This window comes from Candidatus Mycolicibacterium alkanivorans (genome assembly GCF_022760805.1).
GTDB classification, from domain to species: Bacteria; Actinomycetota; Actinomycetes; order Mycobacteriales; family Mycobacteriaceae; genus Mycobacterium; species Mycobacterium alkanivorans.
In genome coordinates, this window is the sequence record NZ_JAIVFL010000001.1 from 90,192 (window position 1) to 106,494 (window position 16,303).

The 16,303-nt window shown below is 65.8% G+C and carries 16 protein-coding genes and 1 tRNA gene; 6 read left to right on the top strand and 11 right to left on the bottom strand.

Annotated features, from left to right (window positions below; genetic code table 11):
* Window positions 1-17 precede the first annotated feature (17 nt).
* Complete coding sequence (locus K9U37_RS00510) at window positions 18-1,151, top strand: HNH endonuclease (protein WP_252394057.1); 1,134 nt, start codon at window positions 18-20, stop codon at window positions 1,149-1,151.
* Here K9U37_RS00510 and K9U37_RS00515 read toward each other — a convergent pair whose 3' ends face one another.
* The 4 genes from K9U37_RS00515 to K9U37_RS00525 all read right to left on the bottom strand — a co-directional run bounded on the left by K9U37_RS00515 (window position 1,152) and on the right by K9U37_RS00525 (window position 5,665).
* A complete protein-coding gene (locus K9U37_RS00515) occupies window positions 1,152-4,199 on the bottom strand; it encodes a DEAD/DEAH box helicase (RefSeq protein ID WP_372489549.1) in 3,048 nt (1,015 codons plus the stop codon).
* A complete protein-coding gene (locus tag K9U37_RS20285; protein WP_372489550.1) occupies window positions 4,094-4,651 on the bottom strand; it encodes a GIY-YIG nuclease family protein in 558 nt (185 codons plus the stop codon). The genes K9U37_RS00515 and K9U37_RS20285 overlap by 106 nt, the downstream gene beginning before the upstream one ends.
* Window positions 4,652-4,796: 145 nt before the next feature.
* Window positions 4,797-5,228: a hypothetical protein gene (locus K9U37_RS00520; protein WP_243070044.1), complete on the bottom strand. Its 432-nt coding sequence runs from the start codon at window positions 5,226-5,228 to the stop codon at window positions 4,797-4,799.
* A gap of 354 nt (window positions 5,229-5,582) precedes the next feature.
* A tRNA-Tyr gene (locus tag K9U37_RS00525) sits at window positions 5,583-5,665 on the bottom strand.
* A gap of 99 nt (window positions 5,666-5,764) precedes the next feature.
* Between K9U37_RS00525 and K9U37_RS00530 the strand changes: the two genes are divergently transcribed.
* Both K9U37_RS00530 and K9U37_RS00535 read left to right on the top strand, forming a co-directional pair.
* The gene (locus K9U37_RS00530; RefSeq protein ID WP_243070045.1) at window positions 5,765-6,256 is read left to right on the top strand and encodes a YajQ family cyclic di-GMP-binding protein; all 492 of its coding nucleotides are present in this window, start codon (window positions 5,765-5,767) and stop codon (window positions 6,254-6,256) included.
* A 36-nt stretch (window positions 6,257-6,292) separates the two neighbouring features.
* Window positions 6,293-6,562 (top strand): hypothetical protein, encoded by a 270-nt coding sequence (locus K9U37_RS00535; RefSeq protein WP_243070046.1) that lies wholly within the window; start codon window positions 6,293-6,295, stop codon window positions 6,560-6,562.
* Between the two features lie 690 nt (window positions 6,563-7,252).
* Here K9U37_RS00535 and K9U37_RS00540 read toward each other — a convergent pair.
* From K9U37_RS00540 to K9U37_RS00550, 3 genes are read right to left on the bottom strand one after another with little or no spacing between them, the layout of a single operon-like run.
* Entirely contained in the window at window positions 7,253-7,642 is a 390-nt protein-coding gene (locus K9U37_RS00540; protein WP_243070047.1) for a hypothetical protein, read from the bottom strand.
* A gap of 5 nt (window positions 7,643-7,647) precedes the next feature.
* Entirely contained in the window at window positions 7,648-7,968 is a 321-nt protein-coding gene (locus tag K9U37_RS00545; protein WP_243070048.1) for a hypothetical protein, read from the bottom strand.
* A gap of 20 nt (window positions 7,969-7,988) precedes the next feature.
* Window positions 7,989-9,356, bottom strand: coding sequence for an Rv0964c family protein (locus K9U37_RS00550; protein WP_243070049.1), 1,368 nt, complete (start codon window positions 9,354-9,356; stop codon window positions 7,989-7,991).
* An 87-nt stretch (window positions 9,357-9,443) separates the two neighbouring features.
* Here K9U37_RS00550 and K9U37_RS00555 point away from each other — a divergent pair, with 87 nt between their 5' ends.
* Both K9U37_RS00555 and K9U37_RS00560 read left to right on the top strand, forming a co-directional pair.
* Window positions 9,444-9,740, top strand: coding sequence for a hypothetical protein (locus K9U37_RS00555; protein WP_243070050.1), 297 nt, complete (start codon window positions 9,444-9,446; stop codon window positions 9,738-9,740).
* Window positions 9,741-9,812: 72 nt separating this feature from the next.
* Window positions 9,813-10,838: an NAD(P)H-dependent glycerol-3-phosphate dehydrogenase gene (locus K9U37_RS00560; protein ID WP_243070051.1), complete on the top strand. Its 1,026-nt coding sequence runs from the start codon at window positions 9,813-9,815 to the stop codon at window positions 10,836-10,838.
* Here K9U37_RS00560 and K9U37_RS00565 read toward each other — a convergent pair.
* The 3 genes from K9U37_RS00565 to grcC1 form a co-directional block, all read right to left on the bottom strand.
* Window positions 10,835-11,380: a hypothetical protein gene (locus K9U37_RS00565; protein ID WP_243070052.1), complete on the bottom strand. Its 546-nt coding sequence runs from the start codon at window positions 11,378-11,380 to the stop codon at window positions 10,835-10,837. The two genes, K9U37_RS00560 and K9U37_RS00565, sit on opposite strands and share 4 nt — an antisense overlap.
* Before the next feature lie 52 nt (window positions 11,381-11,432).
* A complete protein-coding gene (htpX, locus tag K9U37_RS00570) occupies window positions 11,433-12,296 on the bottom strand; it encodes a zinc metalloprotease HtpX (protein ID WP_243070053.1) in 864 nt (287 codons plus the stop codon).
* A gap of 72 nt (window positions 12,297-12,368) precedes the next feature.
* The gene (gene grcC1 / locus K9U37_RS00575; RefSeq protein ID WP_243070054.1) at window positions 12,369-13,376 is read right to left on the bottom strand and encodes a nonaprenyl/(2E,6E)-farnesyl/geranylgeranyl diphosphat synthase; all 1,008 of its coding nucleotides are present in this window, start codon (window positions 13,374-13,376) and stop codon (window positions 12,369-12,371) included.
* Window positions 13,377-13,397: 21 nt separating this feature from the next.
* Here grcC1 and menJ point away from each other — a divergent pair, with 21 nt between their 5' ends.
* Window positions 13,398-14,657: a menaquinone reductase MenJ gene (gene menJ / locus K9U37_RS00580; RefSeq protein ID WP_504871045.1), complete on the top strand. Its 1,260-nt coding sequence runs from the start codon at window positions 13,398-13,400 to the stop codon at window positions 14,655-14,657.
* A 99-nt stretch (window positions 14,658-14,756) separates the two neighbouring features.
* Here the strand turns inward: menJ and hutH are convergent, their stop codons facing one another.
* On the bottom strand, window positions 14,757-16,301 hold the full coding sequence (hutH, locus tag K9U37_RS00585; RefSeq protein ID WP_243070055.1) for a histidine ammonia-lyase: 1,545 nt from the start codon (window positions 16,299-16,301) through the stop codon (window positions 14,757-14,759).
* Window positions 16,302-16,303: the final 2 nt, after the last annotated feature.

Sequence of the window (16,303 nt, forward strand, 5' to 3'; positions counted from 1 at the left end):
CTGACCCCCTAGCCATAATGTCGAGATTGCGGTTCTACAGGCATGCACCGACAGGGGGAAGCGTTGTGGCCGACGGCGTCGTCGATCCGTTGCTGCTGGGTCAGCGGGTCGTCGCGATCCTGGAAACAGGGCTACGAACGGCGACGTACAAGCTGGCGACGTTGATGGCGTTGATAGACCACTGCGTCGAGAACCTCCCCGAGCAGCTTGACGACGACCTGGCGGTGCCGATTCCCGACCTGGCGCGCCGGGTGCTCGAGGTCTACTGGCGGCAGGTAGTGCCGTTCGACGGGCACGAACTTCGGCAGTCAACGCAGCCGCGTGCTCGAATTCTGATTGCGGCAAATAACCTCCGGAATGCCGCGGGAACCCAATCACAAAGTCTTGCAATCGAAATCGCAGCCATCCGCGCTCCGGATACTTATCAACGAGCGATCGATGAGATCACGTTGTGCCTGGCTCAGCAGCCACTCCACCGTCTGCAGCGGCTTCCGGGTTCGGACGCGTCCGACTGCTTTCTCTACGACGACTCATTCCTGCACGATCACGTGAGCCGGTCGACCTTGCGGGCACACAACGACTCGATAGTCCTCAATCCGGGGGTGGCTCATGGATTGGCGCGCCTGGCGGGCTTGCTTAAGCCCGCACTGGAGATCATGTGGGTTGATGACGTGCGCCGGATGAACAAATTCCTGCTCGCCGATCGATTCCCCGACGTCGCGGGTCACCTCTTTGGTCGGGAGCGGGTCATGCTGAACGCCGTTCGGGAACCATTGAAGGAAGCCTTTGGCCCCCATTGCTTCTACTGCAATACGCATCTGCCGGCTGGCAATCCGATCGACCATGTGCTGCCGTGGTCGCTGGTGGGGATCGACGGGTTGGCGAACTTGGTCCTGGCGTGCGCACGGTGCAACAGTGACAAGAGCGGGGCTCTCCCCGCGATCGCGATTGTCGACCGGGTTCTTGAGCGCGACCAAGAGACGTTGGAGGACATTGCTGCCACGATTCAGTGGCCCACTCAACATCAGAGAGTCGTGGCCGCCGCGCGCGGTATCTATCGAGGGCAGCCAGCGGGTCTACCGACGTGGTCGGGCTACGGAGACACGGTCCGCTTGGACGTCAGCTTTCCGCCTGCCTGGCTATCAACATGATTAAGCGACTGCGGCCCGCGACGCGATGAACATCTCCATGGGCATCGGTCGACGGAGTCGCCACGTGATTGCGATCGGTCGGTCCCCCTCGTGCGTGACGTAGTCGGCTGGGCCCAAGAAGAGATACGGCGAAGTGCCAAGAGAATTGGTCTTTGCCTCGCGGACGAACAGCAGGATGTGCGAGCCGTTCTTCCGGTGATTGATGTATCGCTGCCCGGTCGGTGAAGTTGAGGAGGTTGTCGATTGCGATTCCCAGTGGAACAGGTCGGGACTAAGCGCGAAATCGCGATACATCGTTGTCGGCGAGTAGTCGGTGTCGCTCTTCTTGAGCGTGATCAAAAACGCGTCGACGTTAAGCCCGGGGCACCAGGCAACGCCCTCGCGCATGGTGCTAGGGACTCGACCCTGCGATGTCCAGTCGAGCGCGGCCAAGATCTCCTCTCGGGTATAGCTAGCATGCAAAGCGAGCGGCACGTCGGCGAGTGCCAGTTCGACTTCGCCCAGAGCTGACGTCGTTCGATGCGCCGCATTAAAACCGATGTCGATGATCTGCCGCATTTCCTCAACGACCGGTTCGCCGCTCAAGATTTCTAGACCTGCTGGCGCACTGCCGAAGCCGCCGCCGTTCGGGAACAGGGAATAGAACAGCATCTCGGTGAGCCGCCGTTCCATAGCGCTTCCGACGGAGAGCTTCTGCCCAAGCATGGCTCGGTAGTTATGCCAGCGGAGTCTGTCATCGACGTGGGCGAGTGCCCGAAGCCGCTTGACCAAGTCTTGTTCACGTCGACCAGGGCCCACATCGGTCTTACCAGCGTCGCGGCACAACGTAGTCCAAGACTTCCCCGACCGGAGAATATCTTCGAGCGACCGTCCTGAGGCGTCGAGATAGGAGGCCAGGTCGTCGCCCGGATGTGACCGGACCTCCGCCACTAAGGCGGCCCACTTCGGCGACACCTGCTGTCTTATGTTCTCCAGGACCAACTCTCGTGCAACGGAATCGAGCACGATCTGGCTGCCCGACGGCAGGAATGGAAAGCCGTCTCTAACTTGCCGTTCCAACTCCTTCCGGCTCAGGCCGGTGAGAGCTCGAAAGCGCTGATCGAATCGGAACTCTTTGCGCTGGTGCCCAACGAAATCGAGGGCCGTCAACACCGTCTTGCCTTCTGTCAAGCGCAAACCTCGTCCCAGTTGTTGCAGGAAGACTGTCGCGCTCTCGGTCGGTCGAAGGAACAGGACGGTGTCTACGTCAGGTATATCGAGGCCTTCGTTGAAGAGGTCGACCGCGAAGACGATGTTGATTTCCCGTGCCCGGAGTTGAGCCAGAGCATTCTGCCGGTCGAGCGGTGAGGTTTCGGCCGACACCGCCCTGGCCTTGATCCCGGCGGCGGCAAACTTCTCTGCCATGTATCGGGCGTGCTCGACGCTGACGCAGAACCCTAGCGCGCGCATTCTGCCGACATCAGCGACCTTGTCACGTAACTCCTTGAGCACGATCCGCGTTCGCGAATCGTTGCCGGTGTAGACGTTGCTAAGTTCAGCGACGTCGTAGCCGCCGCGCTTCCACTCCAAACCTTCGAGGTCGGTTTGGTCGTGAACACCGAAGTAGTGGAAGGGGCACAGAAGGTTCTGGTCCAGCGCATCCCACAAGCGGAGTTCGGCAGCTACCCGTCCACCGAAGAGGTCCCGGACGTCGACGCCGTCGCCCCGTTCGGGGGTTGCGGTGAGACCGAGCAGTTCTATTGGCTTGACGTGGTTCAGCAGTCGCCGATACGACGCAGCCTCGGCGTGGTGGAACTCGTCTACGACGACTACATCGAACTGGTCGGGGGACATCGTTGAGAGCCGGTGCGGGGTGAGCGACTGAATGCTCGCAAAGACATGCCGCCATTTCACGGGCTGCTCTCCGCCGACAAGCAGTTCGCCAAAGGTTGGGTCGACTAGGACCTCTTGATACATGCGTCGGGACTGCATCAGGATCTCTTTGCGATGGGCGACGAAAAGTAGGCTCAAATCTCTGCCGCGGATCTCGCGGAGGCTTCGGTAGTCCAGCGCCGCGATTACGGTCTTGCCGGTGCCGGTCGCGGCGACAATCAGGTTGCGATGGCGGTCGTGAAGCGACCGCTCGGCATCGAGTTGCTCAAGCATCTCGGCTTGGTAGGCCTTCGGTTGCACCTCAAGCCCGGACAGCGTGATAGTGATCTGCTCCCGTGCCTGTCTGCCGGCCGCAACGTCGAGTGCCACATCAAGCCGCTGACGATCGGTGCTCGGGTGGTAAGGCTCGAATTCCTTGTTCTCCCAATATGAGTCGAAGGTCGACTTGAACTTGTCGAGCATATGAGGGGTCGATTGGGCTGACAACCTTACGTTCCATTCGAGACCGTCCACCAACGCCGCGTGGGATAGATTGCTCGATCCGACATAGGCAGTATGGAAGCCGGTGTTGCGGCGCAGCAGCCACGCTTTGGCGTGCAGGCGGGTGCGATGCAGTTCGTAGTTGACCCGGACCTCGGCGCCAAACTCATCCACCAAAGCATCAAGCGCGCGCGCATCAGTGGCGCCGAGATAGGTCGTTGTGATGACTCGTAGCCGAACGTTCCGCTGCCGGATCTCGTTCAGTTGATCTTCAAGCAAGCGCAGGCCCTGCCACTTTACGAACGCACAGAGCAGATCGACCTGGTCGGCACTCGCGAGTTCGGCGCGAAGCTCGGCCGCGAGCGTGGGTTCGTGACGCGCGTTGGTCATCAACGCCGTGTCAGAGAATGGCGTAGCGCGCCGCGGCAGACGCCCGTCCGTAAGCGTCGACACCCGCCGAACTTCATCGAGGCGGGTGACGCGGTGGGGTTCAATCTGATGCAGAACCTCCTCAGCTAGGGAAGCCTGCGGTAGGACTCGGAGGATCTGCCGAACTAGATCGAGGCGCGCTTCGGCACTATGGGCTGCCTTCAGCGATCGCTCAACGAGCGGCAAAAGATGGCGCGCAATAACCAGCGCTTGCTCAGCGTCATCGACTGTGCCGTACTCGGCATGCAGGTCGTCTCGTTGTTGGATCTGTGCGAATAACCCTTCAGTGAGCAATGATTCGTAGACGCCAAGATCCATAGCCTGACGTTATCGGATCCCACTGACATGCTGAACGATGCTGGGGCGAGCGCCGTTCTAACGCTTGCTCTAGATGACCGGAAGCTCTCACGCGCGCTGCTCCGCAGCAGCTTAAGTTGCGAATAGAACCGGACGCGGCGCAACTCAATTCCAAGGTCACCCGAAAGCAAGGTTCCGAGGGTCTTGCGAAGCGTCGAGCCCTCTGCGTTCCCGTTGTAGTGGTACCTGATGCGTTGACGAATATTCTGGCTGCTAGGCGGCTTTCCATTGCTCGGTGGCCGCGACGGGCCGATTCCCGCATACAGCAGCGTCAATCCATCGCGACGCTGACAGCCAGCGGTATCGATTGGGCCCGGAACTTGCCTGAACCACCAACCGTAGACACCGGCAGATTTTGGAATTGGGCAGGGGCTCGGCGAAGACCTCGTCGCGCGAGTAGCAGGGCGCCGTCAAGAACTGACTCTGACCAGGTACGTCCTGCATGCCATGCACCCCGCAATGACTTGTTGCCAAAGGCTGAACGGGAGGCAACGACATTCCGTAGCCCTACCCCGCCGCCTTCACCAACCTGAACGCAATCTGGGACTGCCCCGGCCGGGTCATCTGGCACACACCTCGTTGGACCGCCGTCAGCTGACCCTCCAGGCTGACCGCGTCCCACTGGTAGATCATCGCGCCTTTGGCGTTGGTCTTGTCCGGGCAGACCGGCACCAGGCCCGTGAGCGTCATCACCCAGGTGTTACCGCCCCGGTAGAAGGCCTGCCCGTCGATCAACGGCGAGTGCACGTCGGACTCACACCCGATGGACACCTCGGAACACTGCGGGGTGATGGTCCAGGTGTCCAGGAGGCTGCTCGGCCCGACGACGTCGTAGGTTCCGGCCAGCGCCGTGCCCGTCGCGTGGGCTGCCGGCGGGACTGCGAGCACCAAGGAGCCCACCACCGCCCCCACCATTGCGACACCGCCGCCGGTCCTCATGTGCGCCATCCTCCAGAAATCAGTCCGATCAAGATCCTTCGGAACCGTATCCCAAGACGTTACTGAGCCCCAGTTAGAGGATTTCTAACCGTGCGCGCATCCGCCTTCGACCAGGCTGCCACAGCCTCGCCCGCCGGAGCCGGCACGGCCAGCGCGACCAGCTGATCGAGCTGAAGCCGGAGCGCCACCAGGGTCTGATCCACGACGACCATCCGGCTGTCCGCGACGTGCGACTGCGGCCCTGAAGCCGACGTGCTCGCCGCACCGGCATGGCCAGCAGCACGCTGCCGGTGACCACCTCGCGCAGCTGAGACAGAGAGGGTTGGTCTTATCGAACCGCGGGGCATCACAACGTGGCAGGTACAGGATTCGAACCTGTGTAGGCTTTCGCCGACGGATTTACAGTCCGCTCCCATTGGCCGCTCGGGCAACCTGCCGGGGTGGCACCACACCGGGGACCGGTTTGGTGCGACTAGCAGGGTACAACGAGGATGTACCCCAGACACAAACCGGCCGATCACACCGAGGAGGGCCCAATGGCGGATTCATCGTTCGACATCGTCAGCAAGGTCGACCACCAGGAGGTCGACAACGCGCTGAACCAGGCGGCCAAGGAGCTGTCCACCCGCTTCGACTTCCGCGGCACCGACACCACCATCGCCTGGAAGGGCGAGGAGGTCATCGAGATCGTCAGCTCCACCGAGGAGCGCGCCAAGGCCGCCGTCGACGTCTTCAAGGAAAAGCTGATCCGCCGCGACATCTCCATGAAGGCCTTCGACGCCGGCGACCCGCAGCCCAGCGGCAAGACCTACCGGGTCAGCGGCAGCATCAAGCAGGGCATCGACCAAGAGCACGCCAAGAAGATCAACAAGCTCATTCGCGACGAGGGCCCCAAGGGCGTGAAGACCCAGGTTCAAGGCGACGAGATCCGGGTCAGCTCCAAGAAGCGCGACGACCTGCAGGCCGTCATCGCCCTGCTGAAGGGCTCCGATCTGGACGTCGCCCTGCAGTTCGTCAACTACCGCTAGCCCTGGCCCTCGGTTCGCTTCGTGCGCTACTTGTAGGTGCACGAAGCCGTTGACCTGATCGCCGCGAATCGCCGTATCCGTGAGAGCGCCCGCGCCGTCGGTGACGGCCTGTCCGCGGTCGAGGTGTACACCGAACCCGCGATCGCCCGGGCCGTGCAGGCGATCCAGCGGTCTGAAGCCGGCTTGGTGCAATGGCTCTGCGCGCCGACCACCTACTTCGACGGTGATCGGCCGGTGGACCATCTCACCGGAGATCCAGACCGGGTCGTCGCCGTGGCGAAGGAGGCTCTCGCCGTCTCGTGGTGACGCGCCCATCATCCCCGTTCGAACCCGCCGTCACCACGGTGCCAGCAGGGCAACAGCTGTACCGCGTGCTGTCATCAACGCGCACGGCACGGCATGGGGTTGCGGCAGTTGAAAGTCACTGCCCAGGACGTCACCGCCGGCTCGGCGTCAACCTACGGCGAGACGGTCGCATGGGCGCAAGCCGCGCATGCGACCGGCCTCGACAGCCTGGTGTGGATGTCGAGGATGTGCGATGACACAAAGGCGTACGTCTTCTTCGGGCACCGCTGCACTATCCCACGGCGTTAGCCGCATGAGCGGCTATCGAAACGCCTAGTCAGGGCGGGAATAACGGAGCCCCGGATCCGGTTACCGCCAACGCATAGTTGGACTATGTAGTTGGGAGTTGATGATGAGGGAGAACCACACGAAGCTACTGACAGTTGTCAGCGCCGGTGCGGCGATCGCGTTGGGTGCAATCGGCGCGGCTGTTGGTCAGCAATATGAAGTACCCGCCTCGATCTCGGGCCCCGGAATGTAGACCGGAGTGACGATCATTCAAAGCACCGCTCCGGCAGCGCTTGACACGTCCGTGGCCGTGCCGAGCATCACCGGGCCTGCCCCCCTTCCGCCCGAGGAGCAGGGGCTGCCCGGCTCCTGAATCCGTGGATGGGCCGGTGATCTGATCGGCGCACTTTCGATGCACTCATCCTATCCGTTCACCACCGGGACGGCGGTGTTTGACGAGCAGAGTCGCTCGGAGGCGGGCGCGCCGACCGGCTGGGAGCTCGCCGCCGGGTCGGTTGAGGTCGTCGACGGCTGCGGCGTCACCTCTTCCGCCCCTGGGCTGAGGTGCAACGCGAGGGTGATGGCGACCAGCGCCCCCAAAGCAGCTGCGGCGAAACCGATTCCGATCCACCGGGTCGGCTGCCACGGCAACGTGAAGACCGCGAGCGCCGTCGGGATGATCCAAGCGATGCCCCAGAACCAGTAGAAGCACAGACCGAGGGAGAGACACCCAGCCGCGGTCCCCAACAGAAGCTGCCCAACCTTCACCGATTCCGAGAGCTCGCCCGGTTCGGCGGTAGCACCCTCGGCCATGTTCATCAGCCACCCCTCAACATGAGCACGAAAAGCGTTCCCCAGACAAACAACACCGAGCCCCCTGACATCGCCATGACGATCAGGGCCACGCCTGCCGTTCGCAGCGCTCGCAGCCGCGACCACGCCGCCAGCGCGAGACCGGCAAGCACGACAAGAAGACAGCCGACGCTCAGGGCCAGCCATCCTTGTCCTGCCGACAGGACCGGGTTTCGATCGAGGATCGTGTAGCGGGCGATGAAAGCCCACACCACACCGCCAGCCGTGGTGCCGAAGAACACGGCCGGGATCCAGTAGATCTGGCGGATGAAATCGCGTTCAGGCACAGATTCTCCTCTGCTGGAACTCATCTCAGCTCCGTGACCGTCGGCGGGGAGGTCACCGGTCCGAGTGTTGTCGTGTGCGGCGGAATCGCTCGGCCTTGGATGAACGTGTAGTACTGATCGACAATGCCGACGTCACCAACAGTGGTCGGTCGCCACAACCCGGCAAGCGGGCCCCACTCATTGTCGATCCATGGATACATCTGGGCGACAGTCGAAGTCGTCAGTGCAGCCGAACCCGCGGCCGGCCGGTCGTTGTAGACCTCGAGTGCCGGGAACGCCGTCGGCGTCCCGCCGACACTGACCATGATTGGACCGGGCTGCACGGCAAGTTCACCGCGCACAGCAACGGTCGCCTTACCCAACCCCTCACCGCCCGGCGAGAACGGATCTGCGGCCACGTAGCGGATGTAGAGCGAGCCGTCGGGACGCTGTGCGACTCCGACGGTCGGAGTGCCGGCTTTGGCTTGCCGAAGTTCGACGTCCACCGACGGATTCTGACGGGCGAGTACCAGTCCGTTCTCGTAGTCGACGAGCAACGCCACGCGAGACTGCTCAGGCGTCGCCGAGGGATCGAACCGCCGGTTGTCGCCGATGTTGCTGTCGAACTGCGGAGTCAGTTCGCGGAAGGCAGGGTCGTTCACCGTCGCCGACGGGATGAAGAGATTCGCCCGCACGACACCCTGCCCCGGGACGGGCTTGATTCGGCCGACCACGATGTTCGCCGCCACACCTTGGTTGAACCAGTTGTAGCTGTGCGCATCCAACGCCGCGGCCGTCTCCCAATCCGCCGCGGACGACGGCGGCCGGTCGAAGACTTTCTTGAACGCGTCGATCTGGTTCTGCAGCCGTGTCTCGGCGTCCCGCGCCGGGCCCGGAACCGCAGGGATCGGCGCGTCACCGTCGGCCATGTTGATCGCGGTAGCCAACTCGTCGTCGACGGCATCAGCCTCGGCCAGGATGGCGTCCAGCTCCTCCTGCAGCGCAAGGGCATTGAGCAGTCCGTCGACGGGGCCACCGACCGGGTCAACACCCAGATCCACCGTGCTCGTGTACACGTCGATCACGAGCCCAAGTGCGGTTGCCCGGTCCTCGCATCGCTGCAGGCTGAGCTTGATCCCGTCGATGCGATCTGCGGCATCGCGCGCGGCGTGCGCTACCGCCATCGCTTCCGTGCCATGCGCGTCGAGGTCGGCCCGGGTGGTCGCGATCGACGTCCTGGCCGCAGTGGCCGCATCGCCACCCCAGCTGCTGAACACCTGCAGAGTGTCGAGTCCGCGTGCGACATCGAGTGCGGCGGCCGCCCGTTCCCGTGCGGCGTCGAAGACCTCCCGGACGGCGTGCGAGCTCCACCGCTTCACGTCGGCAACCGACAATTCCGAACGACTCATTGCACCAAATTCTGACACCGCCGGGCAAAGCCGTCACTTCACCGCGGGTGACTGGTGAGCCGGCGCGCATCTTGATATCCAAGCCTCATGTCCTGGTTCGCACATCTCGAAGACCTGGTGGCCTCAGCCACCGCCGTCGCCTGCCACGGCGACGATCTGGCCGCCAGACACCTCGCCGCCGACGGCCGCACCGACTCCGCTGCGTCCGGTTGGACCGGCCGATCCGCCGCCGCCCTCAACGACCGCGCCGCGCGATGGGCCGCGACGTCGACGGCGCTGCTCGCCCGCATCGGGGAACACGCAGTCGATTTGCACACCTGTGCCCACGTGTACTCGGTCACGGAGGCCCAGCGCGCTCAGGCCTGCGAACAAGGCACATGGTAGGAAAACCGCCAGCCCGAATCCACCTCGCCCAACTCGACGTGAACAGCCGACCCCGGCAATACCCTGATCCCCATGACACCTGACCGCCGCGAACCCAACGTCGTCGTGCTCGGCGGGGGCTCCTGGGGCACCACGGTCGCATCCATCTGTTCCCGGCGCGTGCCGACCCTGCAGTGGGTGCGCTCGGAGGAGACCGCCGAGGACATCACCAAGAACCATCGCAACTCCAAGTACCTCGGCGACGAGGTGGAGTTGTCGGAGACTCTGCGCGCCACCACCGATTTCGGCGAGGCCGCCGACCGCGCCGACGTGATCGTCATGGGTGTGCCCAGCCACGGCTTCCGCGATGTGCTCGAACACCTCGCCGCCGAACTGCGGCCGTGGGTGCCGGTGGTCAGCCTGGTCAAGGGCCTCGAGCAGGGCACCAACATGCGGATGAGCCAGATCGTCGACGAGGTGCTGCCCGGCCACCCGGCCGGCATCCTGGCCGGACCCAATATCGCCAAGGAGGTCGCCGAGGGCTTCGCTGCGGCCGCCGTGCTGGCGATGCCCGACCAGAGCCTGGCCGCCAACCTCGCAAAGATGTTCCGCACCAGGCGATTTCGCACATACACCACCGACGACGTCGTCGGCGTCGAGATGGCCGGGGCGTTGAAGAACGTCTACGCCATCGCCGTCGGCATGGGCTACTCGCTGGGCATCGGCGAGAACACCCGCGCCATGGTCATGGCCCGCGCGGTGCGCGAGATGTCCAAACTCGGCGAGGCCGTCGGCGGCCAGCGCGACACCTTCTCCGGCCTGGCCGGCATGGGCGACCTCATCGTCACCTGCACCTCCAAGCGCAGCCGCAACCGCCATGTCGGCGAGGAGCTCGGCTCAGGCAAGACCGTCCAGGAGATCATCGCCTCGATGAACCAGGTCGCCGAAGGCGTCAAGGCCTGCAGCGTGGTCATGGAATTCGCCGAGAAGTACGGCCTGAACATGCCGATCGCCCGCGAGGTCGACGCGGTGGTCAACCACGGCGCCAACGTCGAGCAGGCCTACCGCGGCCTGATGGCCGAGAAACCCGGCCACGAGGTGCACGGCTCGCGGTTCTAGCCCGGTAACCCCGGGAAATAGGGGTTGGTGCCCTCAGGCCGATCCAGCATCGGGCTAGGCCCGGAGGTGAACGTGCCGCCCGGGCCGACAACGAAGCCGACCTGGTCGTGTTGGTTCACGCACGCGACGTTTCCGGCGCCGTCCACTCCGCAGGCGATCTCGCGGAAGCCCAGCCGGGTTTTGGGCGGCAGGGCCTTGACGTCACCGGCCGCCGCGAAGATCGAGTTGGTGGTCGTCGAGAAGCCCGGCTCGCCCGACACTCCCGCGCTGACCAGGTTCGCCCCGCCAGGCGCGCCCGGCAGCGGGCCGCTGCAGCCGTAGCTGGTGTTCTGCTTGTTGATCACGCAGGTCACCCCGGGCGGCCCGGCGAAGGCGTACCAGTTGCCGCCCATCACGGTGTAGTCCACCGGGCTGATCGGGGTGTAGACGTTGACGTTGGGAAGCACCGGTGTCGGGGCAGGCGTCGGATCGGCCGCGGCACTGCCCGCCACACCGATCACGGCGGTCGCACCCAACGCACCGATCAGGATTCTGCTCAGCATTCGCCCACCCTATTCATTCGCGGTCCTGACTGGGCGCTCCTGTCCCGCCGGCTCAGTGCCCGGCCAACTTCTGCAGCCGCGCGATCCGGTCCGCAATCGGCGGGTGGGTGGAGAACAGCTTGCCGATGCGCTCACCGGAACGGAACGGGCTGGCGATCATCAGGTGCGCCTGGTCGGCCAGCTGCGGGTTGGGCGGCAATGGCGCGGCCTCCACACCGCCGCTGATCTCGCGCAACGCCGACGCCAGCGCCAGCGGATCACCGGACAGCTCGGCGCCGGACTCGTCGGCCTGGTACTCCCGCGATCGCGACACCGCCAGCCGGATCAACGTCGCCGCGATCGGGCCCAGCAGTGAAATCAGCAGCAGCGCAAGAGGATTGGTGCCCCCCTCGCGGTTACCGCCGAACACCCCGGCGAACATCGCCATGTTGGCCAGCGCAGTGACCACCGATGCCAGCGCGCCGGCCACGCACGAGATCAGGATGTCGCGGTTGTAGACGTGTGAGAGTTCGTGCCCCAGGACCGCGCGCAGTTCGCGCTCGCTGAGGAGGTTCAGAATGCCGGTGGTGACGCACACCGCGGCGTTGCGCGGGTTGCGGCCGGTGGCGAAGGCGTTGGGGTGGGCGGTGTCGCTGATGTACAGCCGCGGCATCGGCTGGTGTGCGGTGGTGGCCAGCTCACGCACGATCGCGTAGATCCGCGGGGCCTGCACCTCGGTGATGGGCTGGGCGTGCATGGCGCGCAGCGCGAGCTTGTCGGAGTTGAAGTAGACGTAGACGTTCATGCCGATGGCGAAGATCAGCGCCAGGAACATGATGTTGCGGCCGAACAACGAGCCCAGGAAGACGATGAACGCCGACATCCCAACGAGCAGAACGAACGTCTTGAGCCGGTTGGCGGTCGGATGCCAGGTCATCAGGTTCCTCCTACGAACGCACTCTCCGGGAGAGTAACGCCCGGAACCGACCGTGAGGTTCCGGGATCGCCGTCAGCCGTGCCGGTTGATCGTGTAGTCGACCAGCGAGGCCAGAGCGCGACGACCGGGCGCATCGGGCAGTGCGGCCAGCTCCTCGCCGGCCTGTGCGGCGTACCGCTCCACGGTGGCCTTCGCCTTGGCGATGCCGTCACCGGCGCGCAGCAGACCCAGCGCCTCGGCAAGCAGATCATCGTCCTCGATCGGCCCCCTGAGCAGCTCGCGCAGCCGCTCGGCGTCCGGGCCGGTCCCGTTCAGCGCGTACAGCACCGGCAGGGTATGCACGCCCTCGCGCAGGTCGGTGCCGGGCAGCTTGCCCGACTCGTCGGGGTCGGAGTCGATGTCGATGATGTCGTCGGAGATCTGGAACGCGGTGCCGACGATCCCGCCAAGGCGGGCCAGCCGCTCGACCTGGTCTTCGGTGGCCCCGGAGAACGTGCCGCCGAAGCGGCCGGAGGCCGCGATCAGGCAGGCCGTCTTCTCGTAGACCACCTTCAGGTAGTGCTCGACCGGGTCGATGTTGGTGGTCGCGCCCTTGGTCTCGCGCATCTGGCCGGTGACCAGCTGCGCGAACGTCTCGGCGATGATCCGCACCGCGTCCGGGCCCAGCTCGCTTACCAGCCGCGAGGCCGTCGCGAACAGGTAGTCTCCGGCCAGGATCGCGATGTTGTTGCCCCAGCGGGCGTTGGCGGACGGCGCCCCGCGGCGGATCTGCGCCTCGTCCATGACGTCGTCGTGATACAGCGTGGCAAGGTGCACCATCTCGATGACCGCGCCGGCCACCGTCACCTGCCAGGCGTCCGGCTCGGGGCCGATCTGCGCCGCGAGCACGGTGAACAGCGGGCGGAACCGCTTACCGCCGGCCTCGAACAGATGGAGCACTGCCTCGGTCATGAGCTCGTCACCACCGCGCAGTTCGGTGCCCATGAGCTCTTCGACGCGGCCCACCGCGTCGCGCACCCTCTGGGCGAACGCCGGGTCGCCGAAGTCCACCCCCGCTACCACGGTCGCCGGTGTCCTCACACTGCCAACATACTGGGAAGCGTGGAGTTGCAGTCAGCTGAGGTCCGGCGGGCAGGAGCGGAGCGACCGGGGGTCGAGGTCGTCGTCGTCGGTGCCGGGCCGTCCGGGTCCGCCGCCGCGGCCTGGGCCGCCCGGGCCGGGCGCGACGTGCTGGTCATCGACTCCGCGGAGTTCCCCCGCGACAAGGCCTGCGGCGACGGGCTGACCCCGCGCGCGGTGCTCGAACTGCTCCGGCTGGGACTGAGCGACTGGCTCGACGAGCGGATCCGCCACCACGGGCTGCGGCTCTGGGGCTTCGGCTCGTCGGTGGAAGTGCCGTGGCCGGGGCCGTCGTTCCCGTCGTACGGGTCTGCGGTGCCGCGGATGGAACTCGACGACCGGATCCGCAAGGTCGCCGAGGACTGCGGTGCGGCGATGCTGCTGGGCGTGAAAGCCGTTGACGTCGAGCGTGATTCGACCGGCCTGGTGTCCGCGGTGGTGCTGGCGGACGGCTCTCATGTGGGCTGCCGGTGGGTGATCGTCGCCGACGGGGCGCGCTCCCCGTTCGGCCGCACCCTGGGCCGGCGGTGGCATCAGGAGACGGTGTACGGGGTGGCCGCGCGCGGCTATCTGGCCTCGCCGCGCGCCTCGGAGCCGTGGATCTCCTCGGATTTGGAACTGCGCTCAGTTAACGGGCAGGTGCTGCCCGGCTACGGCTGGATCTTCCCATTGGGCAATGGCGAGGTGAACATCGGCGTGGGCGCGCTGGCCACCGCGAAGCGGCCCGCTGATGTGGCGCTGCGGCCGCTGATCAGGCACTACACCGATCTCAAGCGGGAATCGTGGGGATTCGAGGGCGCGCCGAGGGCGGTGTCCTCGGCGCTGCTGCCGATGGGCGGTGCCGTCTCCGGGGTGGCCGGGCCGAACTGGCTGCTCATCGGTGACGCCGCGGCGTGCGTCAACCCGCTCAACGGCGAGGGCATCGACTACGGGCTGGAGACCGGCCGGCTGGCCGCCGAGATGCTCGGGGCTTCCGATGTTGCGTCCGCCTGGCCCGCGCTGCTGCAGGCGCACTACGGGCGCGGGTTCTCCGTCGCGCGCCGGCTGGGTTTGCTGCTGACGCTGCCGCGGTTCCTGCCGCTGACCGGCCCGGTGGCGATGCGGTCCTCGCGATTGATGGGGCTGGCGGTGCGGGTGATGGGCAACCTGGTGACCGACGACGACGCCGATGCGGTGGCGCGGGTGTGGCGCTCGGCGGGCTACGGATCGCGAATCCTGGACCGCCGCAAGCCTTTCAGTTGAGCGGAGCCAAGCGCGAGCGCAGCAGTGCGGCTTGCCGCCCGCTAGTTGCGATTTCGGCGCGCATTTCGTCGCTAGGCGACGATTAGCGCGCCGAAATCGCTAAGAAAGCGGGCCGGTGACGGACTCCGCCGCCGCAACCAGCGTTCCTGAAGCGGCGGCCTGCACGACGGCCTCGATCTCCGGTGCCAGGTAGCGGTCGGTGCCCGGTCCATCGACGTGTGCCCGGATCGCGGCGATGACGGCGGCGGTGGCTGGCGCAGGCGTCAGCGGGGCGCGCATGTCCAGCCCACGTGCGGCGGTCAACACCTCGATGGCCAGCACCCGCGTCAGGCCGTCGATGGCCTTGCGCAACTTGCGGGCCGCCGACCAGCCCATCGAGACGTGGTCTTCCTGCATCGCCGAGGACGGGATGGAGTCGACGCTGGCCGGGTTGGCAAGGCGCTTGAGCTCGGACACGATCGCGGCCTGGGTGTACTGGGCGATCATGTGGCCGCTGTCCACGCCCGGGTCATCGGCCAGGAACGGGTTCAGGCCGCGGCTGCGGGCCACATCGAGGAACCGGTCGGTGCGTCGCTCGCTGATGCTTGCAACATCGGCGACGGCGATCGCGAGGAAGTCGAGGACGTAGGCGACCGGTGCTCCGTGGAAGTTGCCGTTGGACTCCACCCGTCCGTCGTCGGTGATCACCGGGTTATCGACTGCGCTGGCCAGCTCGCGGGCCGCGACCGTGCGGGCATGCTCGACGGTGTCCCGCGCCGCGCCGGCAACCTGCGGTGCGCACCGCAGTGAGTACGCGTCCTGGACCAGTTCGCAGTCCGGGCCGCTGTGACTGGCGACGATCGGCGAGCCGGCCAGCAGGCGGACCATGTTCGCCGCGGCCGCGGCCTGTCCGGGATGCGGGCGCAACGCCTGCAGATCCGCGGCGAACACCCGGTCGCTGCCGAGCAGCCCCTCGACACTCATCGCGGCGGCGATGTCGGCGAGCTTGAGCAGTGCCTCCAGGTCGCGCAGCGCCAGGATCAGCATGCCGAGCATCCCGTCCGTGCCGTTGATCAGTGCCAGGCCCTCCTTCTCGGCGAGCACCACCGGCGTGAGTCCGTGCCGGGCCAGCGCATCCGCGGACGGCAGCAGCTCGCCGTCGGCGGTGCGCACCGGGCCTTCGCCGATCACGGCCAGCGCAATGTGCGCCAGCGGCGCCAGGTCCCCGGAACAGCCGAGGCTGCCGTACTCGTGGACGACGGGGGTCAGGCCGGCCGACAGCATGCCCGCGTAGGCCTGAGCGACCTCCGGGCGCACCCCGGTGCGGCCGGTCGCGAGCGTGGACAGCCGCAGCAGCATCGTCGCCCTGACGACCTCTCGTTCGACCTCGGGACCCGACCCCGCGGCATGCGAGCGAATAATGCTGCGCTGCAACTGGGTTCGCATCTCGAGCGGAATGTGGCGGGTGGCAAGCGCCCCGAAGCCGGTCGAGACGCCGTATACCGGTCTGGTCTGCGCGGCCAATTCCTCGATGCGGATTCGGCTCTTGGCGATCATTGCAAGCGATTCGTCGGACACCTTCACCGCGGCGCCGTCGCGGGCGACCCGCAGGACGTCGTCGATGCTGACTGGGCCGATGCCCACACTGACCGTTTCGGTACCCACGG